This window comes from Euzebya rosea (genome assembly GCF_003073135.1).
In the GTDB taxonomy this organism is placed as follows: Bacteria; Actinomycetota; Nitriliruptoria; order Euzebyales; family Euzebyaceae; genus Euzebya; species Euzebya rosea.
In genome coordinates this window covers 58855-78919 of record NZ_PGDQ01000001.1, presented here as the reverse complement: position 1 = coordinate 78919, position 20065 = coordinate 58855, and the positions used below count along the sequence as shown (strand labels likewise).

12 protein-coding genes are annotated in these 20065 nt (G+C 72.5%); 1 reads left to right on the top strand and 11 read right to left on the bottom strand.

Going from position 1 to position 20065, the window contains the following annotated elements:
* Window positions 1-86 precede the first annotated feature (86 nt).
* The 3 genes from CUC05_RS00290 to CUC05_RS00280 all read right to left on the bottom strand — a co-directional run bounded on the left by CUC05_RS00290 (window position 87) and on the right by CUC05_RS00280 (window position 1587).
* Window positions 87-269, bottom strand: coding sequence for a hypothetical protein (locus CUC05_RS00290; protein WP_108664081.1), 183 nt, complete (start codon window positions 267-269; stop codon window positions 87-89).
* Between the two features lie 149 nt (window positions 270-418).
* On the bottom strand, window positions 419-790 hold the full coding sequence (locus CUC05_RS00285) for a DUF6788 family protein (RefSeq protein WP_108664080.1): 372 nt from the start codon (window positions 788-790) through the stop codon (window positions 419-421).
* Between the two features lie 71 nt (window positions 791-861).
* Window positions 862-1587: a DUF3499 family protein gene (locus CUC05_RS00280; protein ID WP_170127876.1), complete on the bottom strand. Its 726-nt coding sequence runs from the start codon at window positions 1585-1587 to the stop codon at window positions 862-864.
* 106 nt (window positions 1588-1693) lie between these two features.
* Between CUC05_RS00280 and CUC05_RS25055 the strand changes: the two genes are divergently transcribed.
* Complete coding sequence (locus CUC05_RS25055; protein ID WP_170127875.1) at window positions 1694-2092, top strand: hypothetical protein; 399 nt, start codon at window positions 1694-1696, stop codon at window positions 2090-2092.
* A 101-nt stretch (window positions 2093-2193) separates the two neighbouring features.
* Here the strand turns inward: CUC05_RS25055 and CUC05_RS00270 are convergent, their stop codons facing one another.
* The 8 genes from CUC05_RS00270 to CUC05_RS00235 form a co-directional block, all read right to left on the bottom strand.
* Window positions 2194-3996: a DUF5719 family protein gene (locus CUC05_RS00270; RefSeq protein WP_108664077.1), complete on the bottom strand. Its 1803-nt coding sequence runs from the start codon at window positions 3994-3996 to the stop codon at window positions 2194-2196.
* On the bottom strand, window positions 3993-7292 hold the full coding sequence (locus tag CUC05_RS00265) for a glycosyltransferase family 2 protein (protein WP_108664076.1): 3300 nt from the start codon (window positions 7290-7292) through the stop codon (window positions 3993-3995). Before CUC05_RS00265 ends, CUC05_RS00270 begins: the two co-directional genes overlap by 4 nt.
* 82 nt (window positions 7293-7374) lie before the next feature.
* Complete coding sequence (locus CUC05_RS00260; protein ID WP_108664075.1) at window positions 7375-7608, bottom strand: WhiB family transcriptional regulator; 234 nt, start codon at window positions 7606-7608, stop codon at window positions 7375-7377.
* A gap of 209 nt (window positions 7609-7817) precedes the next feature.
* Window positions 7818-13478: an apolipoprotein A-IV repeat region-like domain-containing protein gene (locus CUC05_RS00255; RefSeq protein ID WP_108664074.1), complete on the bottom strand. Its 5661-nt coding sequence runs from the start codon at window positions 13476-13478 to the stop codon at window positions 7818-7820.
* Between the two features lie 110 nt (window positions 13479-13588).
* The gene (locus CUC05_RS00250; protein WP_157965033.1) at window positions 13589-14638 is read right to left on the bottom strand and encodes a glycosyltransferase family 2 protein; all 1050 of its coding nucleotides are present in this window, start codon (window positions 14636-14638) and stop codon (window positions 13589-13591) included.
* Window positions 14635-16080, bottom strand: a complete 1446-nt coding sequence (locus CUC05_RS25205; protein ID WP_114476287.1) for an ABC transporter ATP-binding protein — start codon at window positions 16078-16080, stop codon at window positions 14635-14637. The genes CUC05_RS00250 and CUC05_RS25205 overlap by 4 nt, the downstream gene beginning before the upstream one ends.
* A 4-nt stretch (window positions 16081-16084) precedes the next feature.
* Complete coding sequence (locus tag CUC05_RS00240; protein WP_108664072.1) at window positions 16085-16945, bottom strand: ABC transporter permease; 861 nt, start codon at window positions 16943-16945, stop codon at window positions 16085-16087.
* 158 nt (window positions 16946-17103) lie between these two features.
* Window positions 17104-19947: a cell wall-binding repeat-containing protein gene (locus CUC05_RS00235; RefSeq protein WP_170127874.1), complete on the bottom strand. Its 2844-nt coding sequence runs from the start codon at window positions 19945-19947 to the stop codon at window positions 17104-17106.
* Window positions 19948-20065: the final 118 nt, after the last annotated feature.

The window sequence follows — 20065 nt, the reverse complement described above, 5'->3', positions numbered from 1 at the left end:
GAGTTGGGGCCGGCGCCGGACCCATCGGGTCGGGCGCCGGAGGCCGTTCTGGGGCGGTCGTGGACCGCGTCTGGCGGGTCAGCAGGTCAGCTGCTCAGCTCCGCGATCACGACGTCGAGGCCGACGTCAGCGCCTTCGGCGATGTCCTCCCACCAGCGCTGCTCGCAATGGCGGCAGGTGTGGAACTGCATCGGACGATCCTTGGGGGCCAGCGCAACGCTCAGCAGGTCGGTGCTGGCGCAGTTGGGGCACGAGATGTGGGTTGCCATGGCGGTTCGCCTTCCGAGTCGATTCCGCTCACCCCTGAACATCGGCATGCAGCGGCGACCTCGCCATGGCTCGTCGTGGCCAGATTCCGGGCGCAGCAGGGCTAGTCATGCCGGCCCCGCCGACGCACCGCACGTGGCCTTTCGACGCCTCAGAGCAGCCGCAGGCCCGGGCCACCGCCGTTGCCGTCGGGGTCCGGCCCGTCACGTTCGGCGTCAAGCGCCTCGAGCTTCCTGCGGACCTGGGCGGGCAGCTCGCTCCCGATGTACTGGCTGCGCTTGCGGCCGTCCTCGTGCCAGTGTGCGTACCAGTACGGCCCGTGCGGGCAGGTGGCACATGCATCCTTGTTGCAGCGGACGAACTTCTGCCGGTACTGCACCGACGGCATGCCCGGGACGTCATCGATCTCGACCACCGGCGCCTCGCTGTCCAGCAGGAGGCCCCTCGCGAGGATCAGGAGCTGGCGGAGCTCGGCTTCGGGCAGCCGGCGGACATCGGCGACCAGACTGCGGGACAACCCCATGCGCTCACCTTCCCCGTCGCGTGACCGTCGACTCGATCTTTCTGTGGCTGGGACAAGAAGTCACGTTGCCCTCATTCAACACTTGAGTCCATCGTCCGGAGGGGCAGCTGGACTACGACGGCCTCCCGACGTGCCGGCTGCGGGACCGGCGGAACCACCGGCGCCACGGCCTCCTCGTGGGCATCCGGCTCCCCGCGCTCGCTGGTGACGGCCTCGCGCCCGTCCGCTCGGCCATCGTGCTGCCCGTCCGGGGCCGGCCGGTCCTCCAGGTCGATCTCCAGCGTCCCGACGACGGTGCCCGAGAGGTCCGCCGCCATCTCGCGGATCACCGGGGCCAGCTCGTGGGCGACGCGAGTGAGGGCGGGCGAGGGACGGTCGTCCTCGACGCGTACGGGACGGGGCTGCTGCCGGTCCTCGCCCTCGTCCTCTCCCTCGTCCTCGGGGGCGTAGGAGGGAAGGTCGTCGAGCAGCGCGTCGTAGCGGGACGGCGGCCTCGGGGGCTCCGGCGGCGCGGCCTGGAGCATGCTCCGGACCCCCTCGCGCAGGCGGGTCGCCCGCTCGACGATCTCGGCCGCCGACGGCTCCTTCGGCGCCTCGACCGGCTGGCGTGTGTCGACGAGGGTCCAGCCCTTGGGGACCGTCAGGCAGTCCGCATGGTGGGGACACAGGTCATGGGTGGCCGGATGGTCGTCGCCGAGGTCGGACAACCAGACCTCGGCGGAGGCGTAGCGATAGCTCAGCGTCGCGGCGGCGGGCCAGCGACAACCGGTCTTGATGCACGAACGCATGTCGGCCATGTCCTCGACCGTACGACCTCCGGACCCCGGAACCGCGCATTTGCGTCGGACACGACGTACCGCATCGAGCACGTGAAGTCGAGCCGATGCAGTATCACTGTCGGACATGAGCGACCGAGACCGGCACGGCCGGGGCACCCGTGCCGACAACGACCTGCGCCACCGACCGACCGACGGCTTCCGCACGGCAAGCGCCGCCCGGTTCGTCGTGCTGGTGCGCGGCGCCGTCGCGGCGCTGCCCGGCGACCTCCGCGCCCACCTGGACCCGGTCGACATCGTGGTGACCGACGTCCCGTCGCGGCGGTCGCTGGAGGAGCTGCGCCCGGCCGGCGACATGCCGTTGGCTCGGGTCGGGCTGGGCCACGGTGACAGGCCGGCACGGCTGACGGTCCATCGCCGCCCGGTGGAGCTTCGGGCCACGACCCGCGAGGAGCTGCAGGGCCTGCTCGCCGAGGCGGTCGCGAACGCTGTACGCGAGGCGCTGGGACTGGGCCCGACGGGCTGACCGCGGCGGTCGCCGTCCCCGCCCCGGTCTCGGTAAGCGGGCCGTCTCGGTCAGCGGGCGCCGTTGATCAACGAGCGCAGTGGATCAGCGAGCGGTGTCGGTCACCGGGCGGTGGGACGGCGGCGGTGACCGCGGCGGACCTTGCCGAACAGGCTGCCCTCCTCCTCGCTGGTGCCCGGGGGCAGCGGCGTGGGGCTCGCGCTGGGCTCGCCGGAGGGGGTTGGTGCCGGCGCAGGAGTGCTCGGGGCCGGCTGGTCCTCGCTGGGCTCCGACGTCCCACCCGTGGCCGGGCTGGCGGTGGAGGAGGGCACGACGGGTGGGGTGATCTCGGGTATGGGCACCGGGGTCACGCTCGGTCCGACGTCCTCCGCCTCCGACCCGATCCCCCCCTCGGCGCCACCGCTCTCGTCGACGACCGCCGGCGTGGGAGTGGCCGTGGCCGAGATCGCCGGTATCGAGGTCAGGCCGGGATCGCGTTGTGCCGCGACCGCCTGGCCGCCGCCGAGGAGCGCGCCGGTGTCGACGCCCGTGGCCGACCAGAACGCTGTGGCGCTCTCCGGCCGCAGGTTGACGACCCCGGCGACGAGCGGCAGGTCCGTCGAGACCCTCGCCGGCCCCTCGGGGGTGGCCTCCGACAGCGACAGGGAGGCGATGCCGTTGGGCGGTACCGCCACGGCGGTCCATGTCTCGGGCATGCCGCCGGCGACCTGCACGTTGGCCGTGGCCACTTCCGCGCCCGGGTTGTACAGGGTGACGGTCGAGCTCGCGGCCTGACCGCCGGCGACGGTCCAGCCAACCGCCGCAGCGGGCACCGCGGTCGCGACGGCCACGCCGGTGCGCTGGACGTCCTCGATGGCCGAGGTGCGCGTCGCCACGACACCGACCCCGTTGACGCTGGTCAGGCGGACCCCGAAGCGGGGCAGCGCCGAAAGGCCCTGGAGGTCGATCCTCGTCGTGCCCCCCGCCGGCACGGTGGTCTCCGACGCCAACGACGCGGCATCACCGAGCGGGGTGGACACCTGCAGCTGCACGGCAGCAGCCCGGGTCCCGGGGTTGTACAGCGTCACCCACGAGGTGGTGACACCGTCGCTGGTCGCCTCGGCGACGGCGATGTCCTCCTCGGCGCGGGTGACGGCCTCGATCAGCGCGGTGCCCGTCGGACCCTCGACGTTCTCCGCCGGTGGCGCCAGGCGCACCTGACCCTGCGGCACGACGCGTCCTGCACGGCTGGTCACCGTCACGGCCAGGTCGGGGGCCTCGGGACGGAACTGCGCCAGGTCCAGGACCTGGGAGGACCCGGCGGGGACCAGGATCTCGTCGGCGATCACCAGCTCGACCCGACCCTCGGCCGTGCCGAACTGGAGGCTGACCAGGGCGTCCTGGTCGAAGGGGTTCATCAGGTGCAGCAGCGACTCCGACCCGAGGCTCGTGTCGAAGCCGGTCAGGTGCCACTGCGATGCCGGGCTGGTCGCACACCCCGACACCGCGACCTCCTCGCCGTCGGTCAGCTGGTAGCTGGCCACCATCGGGCCACCTCGCCAGCTGACGGTCAGCGGCTGGCCGAGCTGGTCGGCGGGGATCGGCAGGGTGGCCGACGTGCCGGCCTGCAGCAGGCTGGGCGGCTCGACGGTGGGGACCCCGTCGACGTAACGGGTGATGGCCACCTCGCTGTCGATGTCGCTGGCCGAGGACAGCACCAGCGCAGCGCCGCTGCCCTCCCCCGCGGTGACCGGGCAGTAGGCCGTCCCGGTGGTGGCCGCCGCGACGTCGCTCGGCGACGGTGGCTCGAGCTCGCGCGAGGTCGTCACCTGGCCAGCGGCGACGCTGCCGACCACCACGAGGACAGCGGCCAGCAGCAGCGCGACACCGCGCTTGCGACCACGGGGACGGTCCAGGTCGGTCATCGGACACCCCCAGGGGTCTGGCCACGGGTCGTACCGGGTGGCGGGGCGTTGGGGTCGATGCGGGGGATCACGGTGGTGGTGTCGGCCAGCCCGACGAGCTCGGTCGGCAGGGTGGCCACCGGCTCCTCGTCCTCACGACGGCCGGGCGGACGGAGCGCCAGGGAGATCACGCCGAGCGCGACCAGCAGCTGCACGGCCACGACGGCCCTGCGACGGAGGCCGCCTGCAGCGACGACCCGGAACCGGTCCTCGGGGCTGTTGTCGACGCGGAAGGCCGTCACGGGCGGCAGGTCGACGCGTTCCAGCTCCCCGCCGGCGTCCACGGCACGCCAGGACCCCGAGTCGGCCTCCGACAGGACCAGCAGGCCGTCGGTGGGCCCGCCGGCCCCGCCGCTGTACTCGCCGGGACCGACGTGCACGAGGGCGCCCTCGGCGGTGCGGTTGCCGAAGCTGGGCAGCCCGGAGGCCAGCAGCTGGGACGCCGCGGGTTCGGGCACGACGCTGGCCCGGGGCAGCCAGCTGCTGACCCGGTAGGCGACCGCGGCGGTGGACGGGAGCGGCTCGAGGGCGCGCTGGCCGGCGAGGGATGCCTGGATCTCCGCGTCGGGTGCGAGCAGCACGACGTACCGGACGTTCAGCAGCCCGAGCACGGCCCCCGGGGAGTCCCCGACGCCGGCCACCGCCTGGGTGACGGTGTCGTCCAGCAAGCGGGTCAGGGGCTCGTTGCGGATCGTGCCGAAGGACACCATGGTCGGCCCCTGGGCACCCGTGACCTCCCACCGCACGGTGCCGTCCTCGGCCCGGTCCAGCAGCAGGACGCGGTACTCGCCGAGCTGGTCGACGTCGGCGCCGATGAAGGCGGGCAGCAGCTGTGGGTCCTGGCGGAGCTCGACCCAGGGTCCGCCGGCCAGCAGGGTGATGCCCGCGACCAAGCCGATGGCGATGCCCATCGCGGCGACGCCGGTGCCGACCTGCCCGGCCCCGAAGTCGCTGGCAAGCAGGGTCTCGGTGGACCAGCGGGCCACGATCATGGCCAGCACGGCCAGGGCGACCGCGCCCGGCAGCAGCAGGGCGGGGGGCCAGACGAGGGGGAGGCGGTAGAACGACGCCGCCCAGCCCGCGGCGCCGGAGGTGACGACCAGCAGCACCAGGGCACCGGTGATGAGGGGACGGGCACGCATGCCCACGACGAGCGCGCCGAGGAGGATCGCCCCCGGGATGGCCAGCATGACCCAGCCGAGGGTCCCGTCGAGCCCGTCGACGATGTGGGGCTGGCCGACGATGGCCTGCCAGAGGGGCAGTCCGAGGATGGCGGGCGGCCCGCCGTCGGTGGCGAGGGTGCCACCCGAGGGGCCACCGTCGCGAAGCACGTCGAACAGCCACGGCGCCAGCATGACGACCGCGCTGGCCCCACCGACGGCCAGGCGCAGCAGCGGGCGGATCCAGCCGCGCAGCAGCGCCACGAGCATGCCGACGATCACGACCGCAGGCGCCAGGAGTCCCTCCACCGGTGCCGACCCCAGGGCGAGGAGGACGGCGAGGGACAGCAGCGCGGTGCTGCGCCAGGCCACGCCACGGTTGGTCGAGGGGTTGGTCGCGCGGATGACCAGCGACACGATGCCGGGCAGCAGCGTCGCCACGACGGCCACGCCGTAGCGGCCCTCGCCCAGCGCACCCAGGACGACCGGCGAGGTCACGTAGACGGCGGCACCGATGACGCGCGGCCAGGGGCGGCTGGTGACCAGCCGTCCGGCACGAAGGGTGACGACGAACGCCAGCGGCACCAGCCCGAAGACCAGCACCCGCTGGGCCAGCCACGCGCTGCCGAGCAGGCTGGAGAGGATGCCGAGGATCGCCTGGACCGGGGAGGGGAACGAGGCGGACGCCAGCGGCTCACCACCCCAGGGGCTGAGGTAGGACTGCAGGAACGCCGTGGCGTCCTCGGGCCACGGAGAGATCTCGCCACCGACCAGCTGTCCCTCACCGAGGAAGCCGCTGAGCGAGGCGAGGAACGCCAGCAGCAGGGGGATGCCGAGGAGGACCAGGGGCCGGTCGCGGAGGAACCGCTGGACGGGCTGGTCGGCCAGCGGGTCCACGCGCGCGACGGTGACGTCGTCGGCGTCGACGAGGGCCTGGGTCGAGCCGCCGGAGACCAGCTCCATGATCGACTCGCCGTAGCGCCGAAGCCGTGGCAGGCCCGGGGTGAAGAGGCTGGACAGCCGGGAGTCGGGCTGGCGGCGTGCTGCCTGCACGGCGCGGCGACGACGAAGCGTCGCGGGCAGCTGGGCCAGGTTCCACAGGTAGGCACGGACCATCGCGAAGCCCTCGGCGAACCGACGGGACAGCACGAGGCCGAGGATCCGCAGGACGTCGATGAGGGCGCCGAGCGGCAGGACCCACGCCAGGCGTCGGCCCGAGTAGTTCTTCAGCATCGAGGCCAGCGTGTGCCGCTCGATGCGGTAGCGGGCCTCCTCGGGGCTGCGCCGACCCTTGACGTGATGGGCCGAGGCCGCGAGGTGGTAGCCCACTGCCGACGGCACGACCGCCACCCGCCGGCCAGTCACCCACGCCCGCCAGCACAGGTCCATGTCGTCGCGGAACTGGTCGAAGCGGGAGTCGAAGCCGCCCAGGGTGGCCAGCGCCTCGCGACGCAGCAGCATGCCGGCGGAGGACACCCACAGCACGTCCCCCCGGGAGTCGTGCTGCCCCTGGTCCAGCTCGTCGGCGTCCAGCCGGTCCTCGGCACGGCCGAAGGCATCGGCGCTCATGCCGACCTGCTGCAGCAACGGGTCGTCGGCCCATTCGCGCAGCTTCGGCCCGACGATCGCCAGGGACGGATCCTCCTCCATCGCGCCGACGAGCCACTGCACGGCATCGGGCATCAACGCCATGTCGTCGTGCACCAGCAGGACGTAGTCGATGTCCTCGTGCTCGGTGGCACGCAGGGCCGCGACGACCGCCCGGCCGAAGCCCTGGTTGCGGTCCAGCGTCAGGACCCGGTCCTCGGGCAGCCGACGCCTGAGCAGCTCGCCGCTCGTGTCGGTCGAGGCGTTGTCGACGGCGATCACGTCGAGGTTGGGATAGCCCTGGGCCCGCAGGGTGCGGAGGGCCCCGAGCACCCACTCCGCCCCGTCGTGGACGACGAGGACCGCGAGGACCCTCGGCGGACCGTCCGGGCGTCGGACGGAGTCCGTGCGTGGCGACGAATCAGGGCGCGGCGACGAATCAGGGCGCGGCGGCGCCGACGAGCGCAGCGGCTCGCCGTCGGACGGGGTGGTGGGGGTGGGGGTGGACATCAACGTCGGTGACGAGCCGAAGGGCGCGTCGAATGGTCAGGCTATCGACGCACCCCCCGGGGCAGCGGTAGCCCTGACGTGGTCAGGAGGCCAGTCGCTTCAGCTTGCGACGTTCCCGTTCACTCATTCCGCCCCAGATCCCGAACCGTTCCTCGTTGGCCAGCGCGTACTCGAGGCACTCGGGTTTCACGGTGCACATCTGGCAGATCCGCTTGGCCTCTCGCGTCGACCCACCCTTCTCGGGGAAGAAGGTGTCGGGCTCCGCCTGGAGGCACTTGGCGTCGTCCGCCCATGGCAGCTGTTCGATGCCGATCATGTCTGCCTCTTTCGTCCTTCGCCGGTCGGGGGACCACGCCCACGACCCACCAGTTGTTCAGCAGAGCCACGGACGTGTAACTACACGGGTGTAAGTCTGTCCGGTACGGCGCGGAACGTCAACCCCGATGGCGGGTTCGTGTGGTAAACGCCGCCTGCGCCCGACGACGGAGACGTCGTGGGCGTGGGGCGTGGCGGCGGTCCGAGAGGTCAGTCCCCGGCGGTGCAGGTGCGGCGGTGCGCGGCGAGGCCGGGGGGCGTCCGTGCGACGAACCCGCAGTCCGGACACACCGTGTTGGTGCCCGTACCGGCAGCGGGCGGCGCCATCGGCGCCGGGTTCGCGGCGGCCGGACGACCCGCGACCCGGTCGACTCGCTCCATCAGCTCCGTCATGCGGTCCGACAGGGCGGCCAGCGCGGCCTCGCGCTGCCGCCGCGTCCCGGACATGGACTCGGCCTGCTCGAGCACGCTGGCCTGCAGCGCGTCGATGCGCCCCCGCAGCTGGTGCATCGCATCGGTGACGGCGCGGGCGAGCGCCGGGTCCGCGTCGGCCGCCACGGTCGGCACGACCGTGTCGGCTGCGGCCTTCCTGGCGTCCTCGAGGGCACGTCGGACGGTCTCGCCGATGCGTCGGTCGACCTGCTCGACCCTGCCCAGGGCCTCACCGACGTCGGCGACTGCAGCCACGACGCGGTCGACGACCTCGTCGAGCCGGCCGTTGGTCTGTCGCTCCAGCCGCGGGCCGAGGGCGATGAGGCGCGAGGTGGCTTCGTCGAGCCGACCCAGGCCGTCCAGCTGGACGTGCTGGAAGGCCTCCGTCAGCGACGACCGCAGGGCCGACTCGGCCCGGTCGAGCTTGCCGAGTACCCCCTCTGCCCGGGACGCCACGCCGTCGAGGACCTCCTCCGCACGCGAGGACACCGCCTCGAGCACCGAACCGGTGTCCGCAGCGACGGCCTGTCGCAGCTCCTCCACGATGGTCGGGTCCAGCGCACCGCTGCCGGCGCCGACCTCGACCTCGTCGAGCTTGGCCACGACCCCGTTCAACCGACGGAGGACGGCGTCCACCCGCGCTTCCGCGGCGGTGGCGACCCGGGTGATCGCCTCCTCCACCGACGCCTCCGACACGGCTGGGTCGACTGCCCGAGGGGTCGACTCGCGCATGGCCTTGAGCAGCCGCTTCTCCATCCCGGCGATCAGCGCCGCGATGGGCGACTGGTCGCTGTCGAACAGCGCCGTCGGGCTGTCGCCGCCGGCACCGGCCGACTCGGCGATCTCGGCCCGGATGACCTCCAGCGCTGCGGTGACCTCGGCGAACCCGCCGCCGGTGAGGCGACGCTGCTCGTCGAGGCGATCCCGGACGAAGGAGTCGATCTCGCGGACGGAACGGGCGACATCGGCGGGTACGGACCGCAGCGAGCCCTCGATCTGCTCGGTCAGCTCGGCCAGCCGTGCGTCCTCGCGCTGGAGCCGTTCCGACGACAGGGTCGCCTGCTCGGCGATGCTGGACTCCAGGACCTCCATGTGCGTGGTCAGGCGGCCGCCGAGGGCCTCGAGGCGCTCCTCGAGCGCGCGATCACCGTCGCTGCGCGCGGTGACCTGCTGGCGGACGTGCTCGGTGAGCTGCATGACCTGCTCCCCCACCTCGCCCACGAGCCGCTCGAGCTGGGCCTCGACCGCCGCGGCGGTCGTGCTCGTCCGCTCGGTCTCGCGGGCCGCCGTCTCGCGGATGGCGTCCCGCGCAGACCCGAACTCCTCGGTCAGCCGGCTGGTGACGTCCTGGACCAGCGCGTCGACCCGGTCGACGGTCTCCTGGTCGCGCGCGGCCAGGTGCTCGACGCGTGTCTCCAGCGTGGACCCCTGGGATGCGAGGGTCTCGGTGACGCGTTCCAACGACTGCTCGACGGCGGCAGGGACCCGGCCGAGCAGGTCCTGCAGCTGGGCGAGCTGTTCCCTGACCGTCACCTCGCTGCTGGACAGCTGGGCCACGACGGCCTCGGCCGCCCCGGTGCTGGTGGTCGCGGTGGTCTCGACCGCGTCGCCGAGCTGCTGGACCTGCGTGCGGACCTCGCCGGTCAGTGCGTCGACGAGCGCCTGCAGGCCGTCCACGGCGCTGCCGAAGCTGTCGCCGGACGCGCCGAGCCGGGCCGTCACGTCCCCGGCTGCGGACTGCACCGCGCTGACCACCTCGGCACCGATGGTCACCAGGTCCTCGCTGGCCTTGCTGCTGGCCTGCGCGGCCCGGTCGGCGCGGATGCTGGCCTCGTCCACGCGGGCGGTGGCGTCGTCGACCCTGCTGGCGAGCTCCGCGGCGACGGCGGTACCGCTGCCCTCCATCCGTTCGGCCAGGGACTCGGCCACGGCGGTGGTCTGCCCGTGCAGCTCGGCCATGCGCTGCTGGGTGCGGTCCAGCGACGTCTGCATGGCCTTCGCGAAACCGGCGAGGGCCTCGTCCACGCCGTTGACCATGCGGTCGGCGGTGTCCTGCAGCGCCGCGGTCTGCGCCGCGGTGTCGGTCCCGGCTGCCGCCAGCCGGTCCGACAGGGCGGCGAGGTGGCCTTCCATCTCTGCGGCCAACGACTCCCGGACGCCGACGAGGCCCTCGTCGATGGCCGTCCGGGCCCGGGCAGTTGCCTCGCCCAGCTCGGTTGCGGCACCGGAGGCCGACATGCGGGTCTCGGCGAGCTCCTCCTGGAGCGACCCGATGGTGCTGGCGATGCTCTCGCGCAGGAGGCCGAGGCCGGCATCGGCCCGGGTGCGCTCGGCGGCGGCCTCGCGCAGGAGGGTCCCGCGCAGGTCCTCCACGATTGCGGCGACCTCGGGCTGGAGGCGTTCGGTGACCTCACCGATGGCCGCGGCGGCGGCGCGGAGCTCCTCGGCCCCCCGTTCCTGGGCGACCCGGTAGGTCGACGCGCTCTCGACCACGACGGCCCTGGTCGTCTCCAGCTGGTCGTTGAGGTCGCTGCGGACGGCCTCGACGGCCTCGCTGAGCGTGCCGGCAGTCGTGGCCATGGTGGCGCTGGCCTGCTCGCCCCGGACGAGGTGCTGCTCGGCCTCGGCGGTCAGCGCCTCGCGGAACTCCGCCACGAGCCGGGCGAGCGCCGGCTCCATCGCATCGGCGACGCGCCCGGCCTCTGCCAGGGGTGCCTGCAGGTCGCCGAGGACCGTCGTGGCCACCGCGGTGACCTCGGCCTGCAGGCGCTCCACGAGCGCCTCCACACCGGGGACGACACCGGCGGTGGCGTCGATGACCTCGGTGGCGCGGGCCGACAGCGCACGCTCGTGCGCCTCCAGCTGCTCCGCCATCGCGTCGGACGCCTGGCTGAACAGCGCGGCGACCCGCCGCTCGGCCGTCTCGTCGGCCCGGGACAGCAGCGCGTCGATCTCCGCGCGGGCCTCGGACAGGGCGTCGAGGAGTCCTGCCCGGGTCTCGCCCATCACGCCGGGGATCTGGCTGCTGACGCCGCGCAGCTCCTGCACCGCCGTCTGCAGCGCGTCCAGCCCCTCGGTCTGTGCCCCGAGCAAGCGGGTCGCGGCATCGTCGGCCGCGTCCCGCAGAGAGCCGGCGACACCCTCGACGGCTTCGTGGACCCGGCCTGCCGCGTGCTCCGACGCCTCGGTCAGCATGCCGAGCGAGCGGTCGGTGCGGTCACGATCGGCGGCGGACGCCGCCAGCAGGGTGGTCTTGACGTCGTCGAGCGCGGCGCGGACCCCGGGCTCGAGCTGGTCGGCGACCTGCTGCAGGCTCGACGCGGCACCTTCGAGGTGGCTCGCGCTCTCGGACTGCGCGGTGACCAGCCGACTCCAGGAGGTGGCAACATCGCCGCCGGCCTCGGTGATGCGCTGCTCGAGGAGCTCGTGCAGCGAGGCGACGCCGCCCTCGAGGTCGGTGCGGGCCGAGCGGGTGGCCTCGGCGGTGGCGGTGGTCAGCTCCTGCATGGCGGCACGGACGCCCGCCTGCATCTGCTCGACCGCCGCCAGCACCGGTGGGGTGATCGCCTCGGGCAGCCGGCCGAGGTCGTCGGTGACGGCGGACAGCTGGCCGATTCCCTCCGCCTGCGCTTCTGCCAGCCGGGCGGTGGCCCGCCCGACGGCGCTCAGCACCCCGTCGCGAGCGGCCGCGGAGGCCTCGGCGAGGGCCGCGATCGCCTCCTCGACCTGCTCGCGGTCCCCGTCGGTCCGGGCGAGCAGGGCGGAACGCAGGTCCTCCAGCGCCGCACCGACCGTCGGCTCCAGGGTCCGGGCGGACGCGGTCAGGACCTCGGCTGCCGTCCGCATCTCGCGGGAGCCGGTGGTCTGGGCGTCCAGCAGGGCGGACACGGCTTGCTCGATCGCGGCTTCGGTACGCAGGGTGCTGGCCTCGGTGGCCTCGCGAACCAGGTCGACGCTGCGGGAGGTCGTGGCCTCGGTGCGCTCGGCAACGGCGTCGACAAGCTCGTGCAGCCGTTCGGCGCTGGTGGTGCTGACGTCCTCCAGCCTGGCGGCGCTGGACCCGGCGATGTCCTCCAGCCGCGTGGCAGCCCGACGCATGGCGTCGGTCGCATCGGCGTTGGAGTCGATGAGGTCAGCGAACCGGAGGGTCACGGTCCGGTCCATGGTTGCCATCAGGTCCTCGACGAGGGCACGAACCTCGTCCGGGGTGGCCCCTCGACCCGCGGCGATCCGCTCGACCGCCGCTGCGGTGTCGTCGCGCTGCTGCTCGACCAGGCCGGTCAACCGACCGGCGATGTCGTCGAGCGTGCCCCGCAGCTCCGGTGGCAGCGTGCTGGCGACCTGGGCGACCTCGGCCAGTCGATCGGCGACGTCGGCGTGCCGTTCGGCGATGTCCTTGGCGGTGAGGTCGATCACCCGGTGGATCTCGCGCACCTCCTCCACCGTCTCGCCGCTGCGGTCGGTCAGGTCGCGGGCCAGGACGGCCATGCCATCGGCGGCAGCGCTGGCGGCCCGTTCGGCCGACGCCGACGCCGACTCGCTGGCCTCGATCGCTGCCCGGGCTGCGGCCTCGGTGGCCTGCGCTGCAGCCTCGGCAGCACGGTCGGCGGCTGCGGTGGCGGACGCCACGGCCTCCGAGGTCGCCCGCTCGGTGGCGGTGGTGGCCGCGTCGGCCGCCCGTTCCGTGGCGCTCGTCGCCTCGGCAGCGGCCCGTTCCGCGGCCTCGGCAGCCTGCTGCGCGGACGCCGCGCTGCGGTCGCCGGACTCCTCGGCGACCTCGACGAGTCGGTCAGCCGCCCGTTCGGCGGCGTCGGCCAGTCGCCCTTCGGCGGCAGCCTCCATCGCGGCCAGCGCGTCCTCGGCGCGGGCACGGAGTGCCTCGACGGACTGCTCGGTGGCCGCCCGGTCGTCGGCGGTCTGTGTCCGGAGCTGGGCGATGACGTCGTCGAGGCGGCCGACCGCCTCGACCCAGGCCTCGTCGCGGTTGGCGTCGACCACGTCGGAGATGCGACGAAGCGCGGCGACGACCTCGCGGCGGCTCTCGTCGACGGCCTCGGCGACGGGCGCGGACTGCCGCTCCAGCCGCGCCATGGCCTCCAGCAGGTCCGCCCGGGTCGCCGACAGCGTGGACGCCAGCTCGCCGTCGTCGCGACGTTCCGACAGCTGGCGGCTGACGTCACCGATGCGGTCGGAGACCCGGGTGATGTGGTCGGCCAGCTCCTGGCGTGCCTGCTCCAGGTCCTCCGGGGTGACCGCCGGTCGGTCGGGCCGGTCGGTGGCCGCCGACAGCTGTCCCGAGAGGTCGACCATGCCGTCGGACAGCGCGATCAGGCTCTCGTCGACGCGGGAGACCAGCCGACGGATCTCACGCTGTTCGTCCAGCTGCTGCTCCACAGCGCTGGAGAAGGCCTTGTCGACCCGGAACTCGATATCGCTCATGACGAGGCTCCCTGGAGGGTTGGAGTTCTGGCGATAGTAGGCGGGCCGACACGCCGATCGGTGCAGGCCCAGCCCGTCCGCCCAGCCCCACGAGAGGGGCGTGCGCTGACCTAGCTGGTGGTGTGCAGCCGACGACCGAGCGTGGACCTGCCGAACCGTTCGGCGAACCAGGCGCGGTAGTCGAAGTCGCCGAACCACTCGGCGACGATGTCACCGTTGTCGACGGTGCGACGGGCGTCGATCGCCGCGCGCTTGCGGAGGAACGCCGGCGCCATCCGGACGTCGTCAGCGACGGCAAGCGCGAAGGCCGAGGGCACCGTCACGGCGATGTCGACGGTGCGCAGCCAGGTGGTGGCGGCGAACAGGTGGCCCTGGCGCAGCAACGACACGGGGTCGTCGTTCTTGAGCACGACGAGGAACCAGTTGCGGTAGCTGAGCCGTTCGACGAAGCGGGACCGCCGGGCGAACTGGCCGCCGCGTTCGTGCAGCCCGGTCGCGTCGGGGGTGTATCGGGTCCGCCAACCCCGGGCCTTCAGCCGCCAGTCCAGGTCAACGTCCTCGAAGAAGGCGAACAGGTCCTCGTCGTAGACCTCGCCGTCGACGGCCACGTCGTGCAGCGCGTCGAGGCGGTACAGGCCCGCGCAGCCGGAGATGCCGAAGATGTCGGCGGGTTCGTCGTAGCGCCCGTCGTCGGGTTCGCCGCCGCCTCGGTTGCGGAACACCCGGTTGGTGTGCGCGGTGTGGCCCGTCGTGTCGATCATCCGATGGCCGTCGATCATCGCGGGCTGGGAGTGGTCGGCCTCGCTCATCCGCCACAGGCGGCCCTGGACCGCCGCGATCCGGTCGTCGGCCTCCATGGCGGCGACGGCGTTGGCGATGTGGTCGGGCGCGAGGCGCACGTCGGGGTTGAGGACGAAGAACGCCCCGTCGGTGGCCTTCGCGATCCCCTGGTTGGCGCCGCCGGCGAACCCGTTGTTGGTGCGGTTGGCGATGACCTCGACGTCGCCGTAGCGGCGCGCCACGTCGGCCGAGCCGTCGTGGGAGTCGTTGTCGACGACGACGATGTGCAGGTCCGGATGGGTCTGGGCCAGCAGCCCCTCCAGCGCACCGGGCAGGTGCTCGGCAGTGTTGTAGGACACCACGCAGGCGGTCACCTTCACCGAGCGGCCTCGTCCGCCGGGTGTGACGCGGGTGCGTCCACACGGGCGGTGGGTGCGTCCTGGCCGGGTTGCCACAGCGGGCTGGGATGCTGTCGTGGGCCCCCCTCGGCGATCGCCGGGGGTTCGCTGTCCGGTGGCCAGACACCCTCGGGGTTGTCGAGGTCGAAGCGCATGTCGAGCGGCGCGATGCCGACGTCCCACGGGTCGCCGTGCACGACGACCCGCGCGGCGCTGTCGGCCACGGCGTGCACCGCTTCCGTCTCGGCGTTGCCGATCTCGACATCGAACAGGTAGGTCCCCGACAGCACGTTCAGCGACAGCTGGACGGTGGCGGTGAACGACGCCCCCGGCGGCGGCGGGGCGACGTACTGCACGCGATAGGACGTCCGGGACTCGTACAGCGTGGTGTTCAGGTCGGGGCGACGGACAGCCACGCGGACGTACAGGCCCCCGTCGCCGACGAGCTGCTCGGTCGGCGTGGCCGTGACCACGAGGCGGGCACGGCTGCCGGGACGGGCGACCGGGGCGGTGGTGTCGACGCCGTCACCGGTGATCGTGGTGTCGTCGAGGACCTCCAGCGACACGTCGTCGATGGTCACGGCGTGGGTCAGCGGGTCGATGGCCTCCTCGTCGTCCTGCTCCTCACCGTCCTTTGCGTGCGGGGACAGCTCGGGGAGGTCGGGCACCTCCAGGGTGGCGCCGTGGCCGGCGGCCAGCCGGCGCTGGTACTCCGCGAGGGCCTGCGCCGACGGGCCGTCGAAGACGACCTTCCCGGCCTCCAGCAGGATGACCCGGTCGCACAACGACTCGATGGAGCCCAGGTCATGGCTGACCAGCACGACGGTCTTGCCCGCGTCGGCGAACGCCTGCATGCGCGACAGCGACCGCTCCTGGAAGGTCTGGTCACCCACCGCGAGGACCTCGTCGACCAGCAGGATGTCGGGGTCGACGTGCACGGCGATCGCGAAGCCGAGGCGCACGTACATGCCCGAGGAGTAGTTCTTGACCGGCGTGTCGATGAAGTCGCGGACCCCCGCGAAGTCGACGATGCGGTCGAAGCTCTCGTTCACCTGGGCTCGGGACAGCCCGAGGATGGAGCCGTTGAGGTACATGTTCTCGCGGCCGGTCAGCTCGGGGCTGAACCCGGCGCCCAGCTCGAGGAGGGTGGCGATGCGGCCGTTGACCTCCACGGTCCCGCGGTCGGCAGGCAGGATCCGTGCCATGCACTTGAGGAGGGTGGACTTGCCCGAGCCGTTGTGGCCGATCAGCCCGACCCGCTCGCCCGGCATGATGTCGAGCGTGACGCCGTCGAGGGCGTGGAACTCCTTGTAGTGGGCGCGGCGGAAGCTGGTCAGCCGCTCCTTGATGCCCGGGGGTGCCTCGTCGTAGATCCTGAAGATCTCGTGCAGGCCGTCCACCCGGATGGCGGGGGTGCGTGCCATCGGGCTAGATCTCCTTCACGAAGCTGGACGCGGAACGGCGGAACACGACGTAGCCGAACGTGAACGCGAACACGGCCCAGCCGAGGCACCACAGCCACGTTGCGGCGTCGGGGATGGTGGGCGGCGGGTGCGGGACGCCACCGGTCGGGTCGCCGGGGTCGATGGGCAACGCGATCCCGTACAGCAGGGTGTGGAACAGCTCGGCGAACCAGGTCATCGGGTTCAGCCGCAGCACGTCGACCCACCGCTCGCCGTTGGACAGGCCCCGGACGGTCTCGATGGAGTAGATGACCGGCGTCAGGTAGAACCAGGTCATCATCAGGACCTGCAGCAGCTCCAGCAGGTCGCGGAACTTCACCGTCAGGGCACCGAACAACATCGAGACGCCCGCGGTGAACAGGCTGATCAGCAGCAGCGCCACCACGATCGCGGGCAGCAGCTGCGGGTGGAAGCCGCGGTAGTACAGGATCAGCGGGGTCACGGCGAGCAGGGCGAGCAGCAGGTGCACGCCCTGGGAGATGACCAGCGAGAACGGGATCAGCTCGCGCGGGAAGTAGACCTTGGAGATCAGCGGGCCGTTGCCGATGATCGAGCCGGCCGACGCGGTGACGGAGTTCTGGAAGAACTGCCACACCAGGTAGCCGGCGAGGAAGAACACCGTGAAGTTGCCGTTGCCGAACGGGACACGCAGGAACGTGGCGAAGACCACCGTGAAGACGGCGGCCATGAGGAGCGGGGTGACCAGGGACCAGGCGAATCCCAGGACCGACCCCTTGTAACGAACCTTGAGCTCCTTGGAGATCAGGTTCCGCAGCAGGTCACGGGATTGCCACACCTCGCTGGCCACAGCGGTGGGAGTGCTCATGTGTGGTCACCCAGTGTGCCAGCGGTGGGGCCCGTGGCGGCTGACCCGACGGACGGTGCCGGCACCCGGCCCTCCACGAAGAACGCCCGCCGGATGATCCGGCGGGCGTTCTCGGTCAGGACGGTCGGGTCCGGGACGGATGGGTCACGACGGTCGCGTCACACGAACAGGATGCCGATCACGCGGCCGTTGCCCCCGTTGGTGCGGACCTCGATGGCCCCCTTCTGGGAGTCGCCCTGGTTGATGCTCGCGGGGACGTCCCACTGCACGCTGCTGGTGCCGGCGGCCGTGGACGGGGTCCCCACAAGGCCGTTGGCCGCGGTGATCTGGGTGAAGCCACCGCTGTCCTGGCAGGCGGGGTCGGCGAGCGGGTTCGACCGGCGGTAGTCCACGCAGTAGAACAGCGACACGTTGGTGACCGACTGCCCGGCGGGGATGTCCAGCTTGTAGGTGATCGTCTCGCGGGTACCGGTGTCCAGGCTGCCGTTGTTGGCCGGGTCGGTGATGGTGACCCCGACCCCTGCGGTCTCCAGCGGGTTGCCTGCGCCGAGGCGGCTCGGGCTCTCCAGGGACGGGGTGGCCCGCACGGTGTACACGCGGTAGCAGTAGACGAAGTCCGACAGCTGGTCGCCCTCGTCCACGGTGGTGTCGGGGAACGTCACGGTCGCACCGCTGGCGGGCTGGGGGACGGGGCTGCCCTGCACGTCGTCGTACTGCAGCGCCGCGTCGCAGACCTCGACGCCCGCGTCCTCGTTGCCGGACTGGACGCGCACCTCGGCCCGCTCGATCCGGTAGCCGGACACGAGGGTGGACGGGACCGGGACACGGGCCCATTCGAGGTTGACCTGACCGGCGGCGTCGGTGACGGCCAGCCCCTCGACGGGCGGGGGGTTGCGGACCAGGTCGAGGTCGGGGGTGAACGCCCGCTCCGAAGTGGTGCCGTCGGTCACGGTGACCCGCAGGCGCAGGTTGGTGTCCGCGGCGTCGCGGATGCAGTTGGTGGAGGTGCTGTCGTTGGCCGGGCACATCCGCGCGACGAAGGTGGCCTTGCCGTCGTCGTCGTCGTCCACGAAGTCCACGGCGACGTTGGTGCCGTTGACCATGTCGACGTAGGGGCCCGCCCCACCGTCGTAGGACACCTGCCAGGTGGCCTTCAGGTCCTCGGGGTCGGTGTCGGTGTCGGTGACGGTGTACTCCACGACCAGGTCCGGCCCGTAGTACACGGTGTCATCGGTGGAGGGGGATTGGATGGACACCTGCGGGGTGCCCACGTTGGGGGTGACCGGGCCGGCGTTGGCGGGGTCGCTCGCCTGATCGGCCTCGTCGACCACGACCAGCCGGTAGCAGTAGGTCGTGCCGTTGGTGACGTCGCCGTCGGTGTAGGTCGTCCGACGTCCGTCGGTGATGGTCTCCACCTCGGCGTAGGTGCCGCCGGGGCAGGTTGCGCTGGTGCTGCGGGACAGCACGTACTCGGCGGTGTCGGCCGGACCGCGCTCCCAGGTGAGGGTCACCTCCCCGTTGCCGGCGTTGGCGTCGAAGGTGTCCAGGGCTGCGGGCACCTCGTCCTCGGGGGTGACGGTGGCACCGGCGGACGGGTCGGACTCCCGCTCGGCGGCGTCGAGGGTGGTCACCGTGACGGTGACCTCCTCGTCGGGGGTCAGGCCGCCGAGCACGTAGGTCTCGATGTCCCGGGCGACCGTCGGGGTCGACGAGCCCTGCTTCTCGCCGTCGACGTAGACGTTGTAGCCGAGGAGGATGTTGTTGGGGTCGGCGACCTCGTCCCACGTGACCGTCGCGCGGGTGCCGTCGTCGTCGATGTCGTCGACTGCGTCCACGTCGGTCGGCGCGGGCAGCGCCGGGAACTGGCTCGGGTCGTCGGTCTCCTCGCCGCCGGCGGCGTCGCCGAGCGCGTTGGAGACGGTGTCGCGGATGACGGTCTCGTCACCGATGACCAGCAGCTCGGCCGGGACGTTGCTGGTGCCGGTGCCGAGGTAGCAGAGGGTCTCGCGGGACGGCTGGGTGGCGTCGTCGCAGGCCGTCGGCTCGGAGGTGCCGACCATCAGGATCGGGTTGCCGAGCGGTGCTGCCGCCAGTCCGTAGCCGAAGTTCTCGCCGTAGCCGTTGATCACGGTGAAGTCGTGGCCACCGGCGCTGATGTGGCCGAACAGGTCCTGGGCGGCGTCGATGGCGGTCTCGACGCGCGTCGGCCCCTCCACGCGGTCGACCTGCAGGCCGAGGGTCCGCAGGGCGTCGGCCACCGCGGTGCTGATGGCTGCCGTGCCGCCGCAGATGATGACGTCGGTGGCGCTGGAGGACTCCAGCGCCGCCCGGGTGGCGTCGCTCAGCTGGTCGGTCTCGCTCAGGTAGATCGGGATGCCGTTGGCGGCGGCGTAGGCCCCACAGCTGATCGCGTCGACCCATCCCGTGGTGCGATCCGACGTCGTGCCGGCCCCGTCGGGCCCGAAGGCGCGGGCCAGGAGGACGGTGCCGTCGCTCGGCACGCCGACCAGGTCAGCGGCGGCGATGGCGGTCTCCAGGCGGGTCGGGCCCTCGATGCGCTGGACCGTGTAGTCGCCGAGGTCGTCGGTGACCGCGGTGCCGATGGCCGAGGTGCCACCCATCACGTACACGGTGTCGCCGGCGTCGAGCAGCCGGTCGATCTCGGCGGCGGTCGCCTGTGGCAACGAGTCGGACTCGGTGAACATCACCGGCCCGTCGACCTCAGCGGCAACGGCGGAGGCCGTCAGGCCGTCGGGGAAGTTCGACTCGGTGGCCAGGACGACGGCGTCAGTGCCGAGCGGCGTGCGTGCCGCGGAGATCTGGACAGCGGCGTCCACGAAGTTGTCGACCAGGACCTGGGTGACGTTGTCGTAGTTCGACGCGGCGCGTGCCGGCGTCGGTACGGCGACCAGCGTCGCTGCGGCGAGCGCCACGACGACGAACGCGACGAGCGTCCCCACCCGGGTGTGGCCAGCGGCTCGTGGCCATGACGATGTGTTCACGACTGCTCCTTGCGGGATCGGTGTTGACCTGCGGCGGGGTCCCGCCCCTCCATCGAGGTGTTCTACGTGCCGCACGACGGTCAGGTTACGCGGCGCCCCTCCGTGCGTGGACACCCGT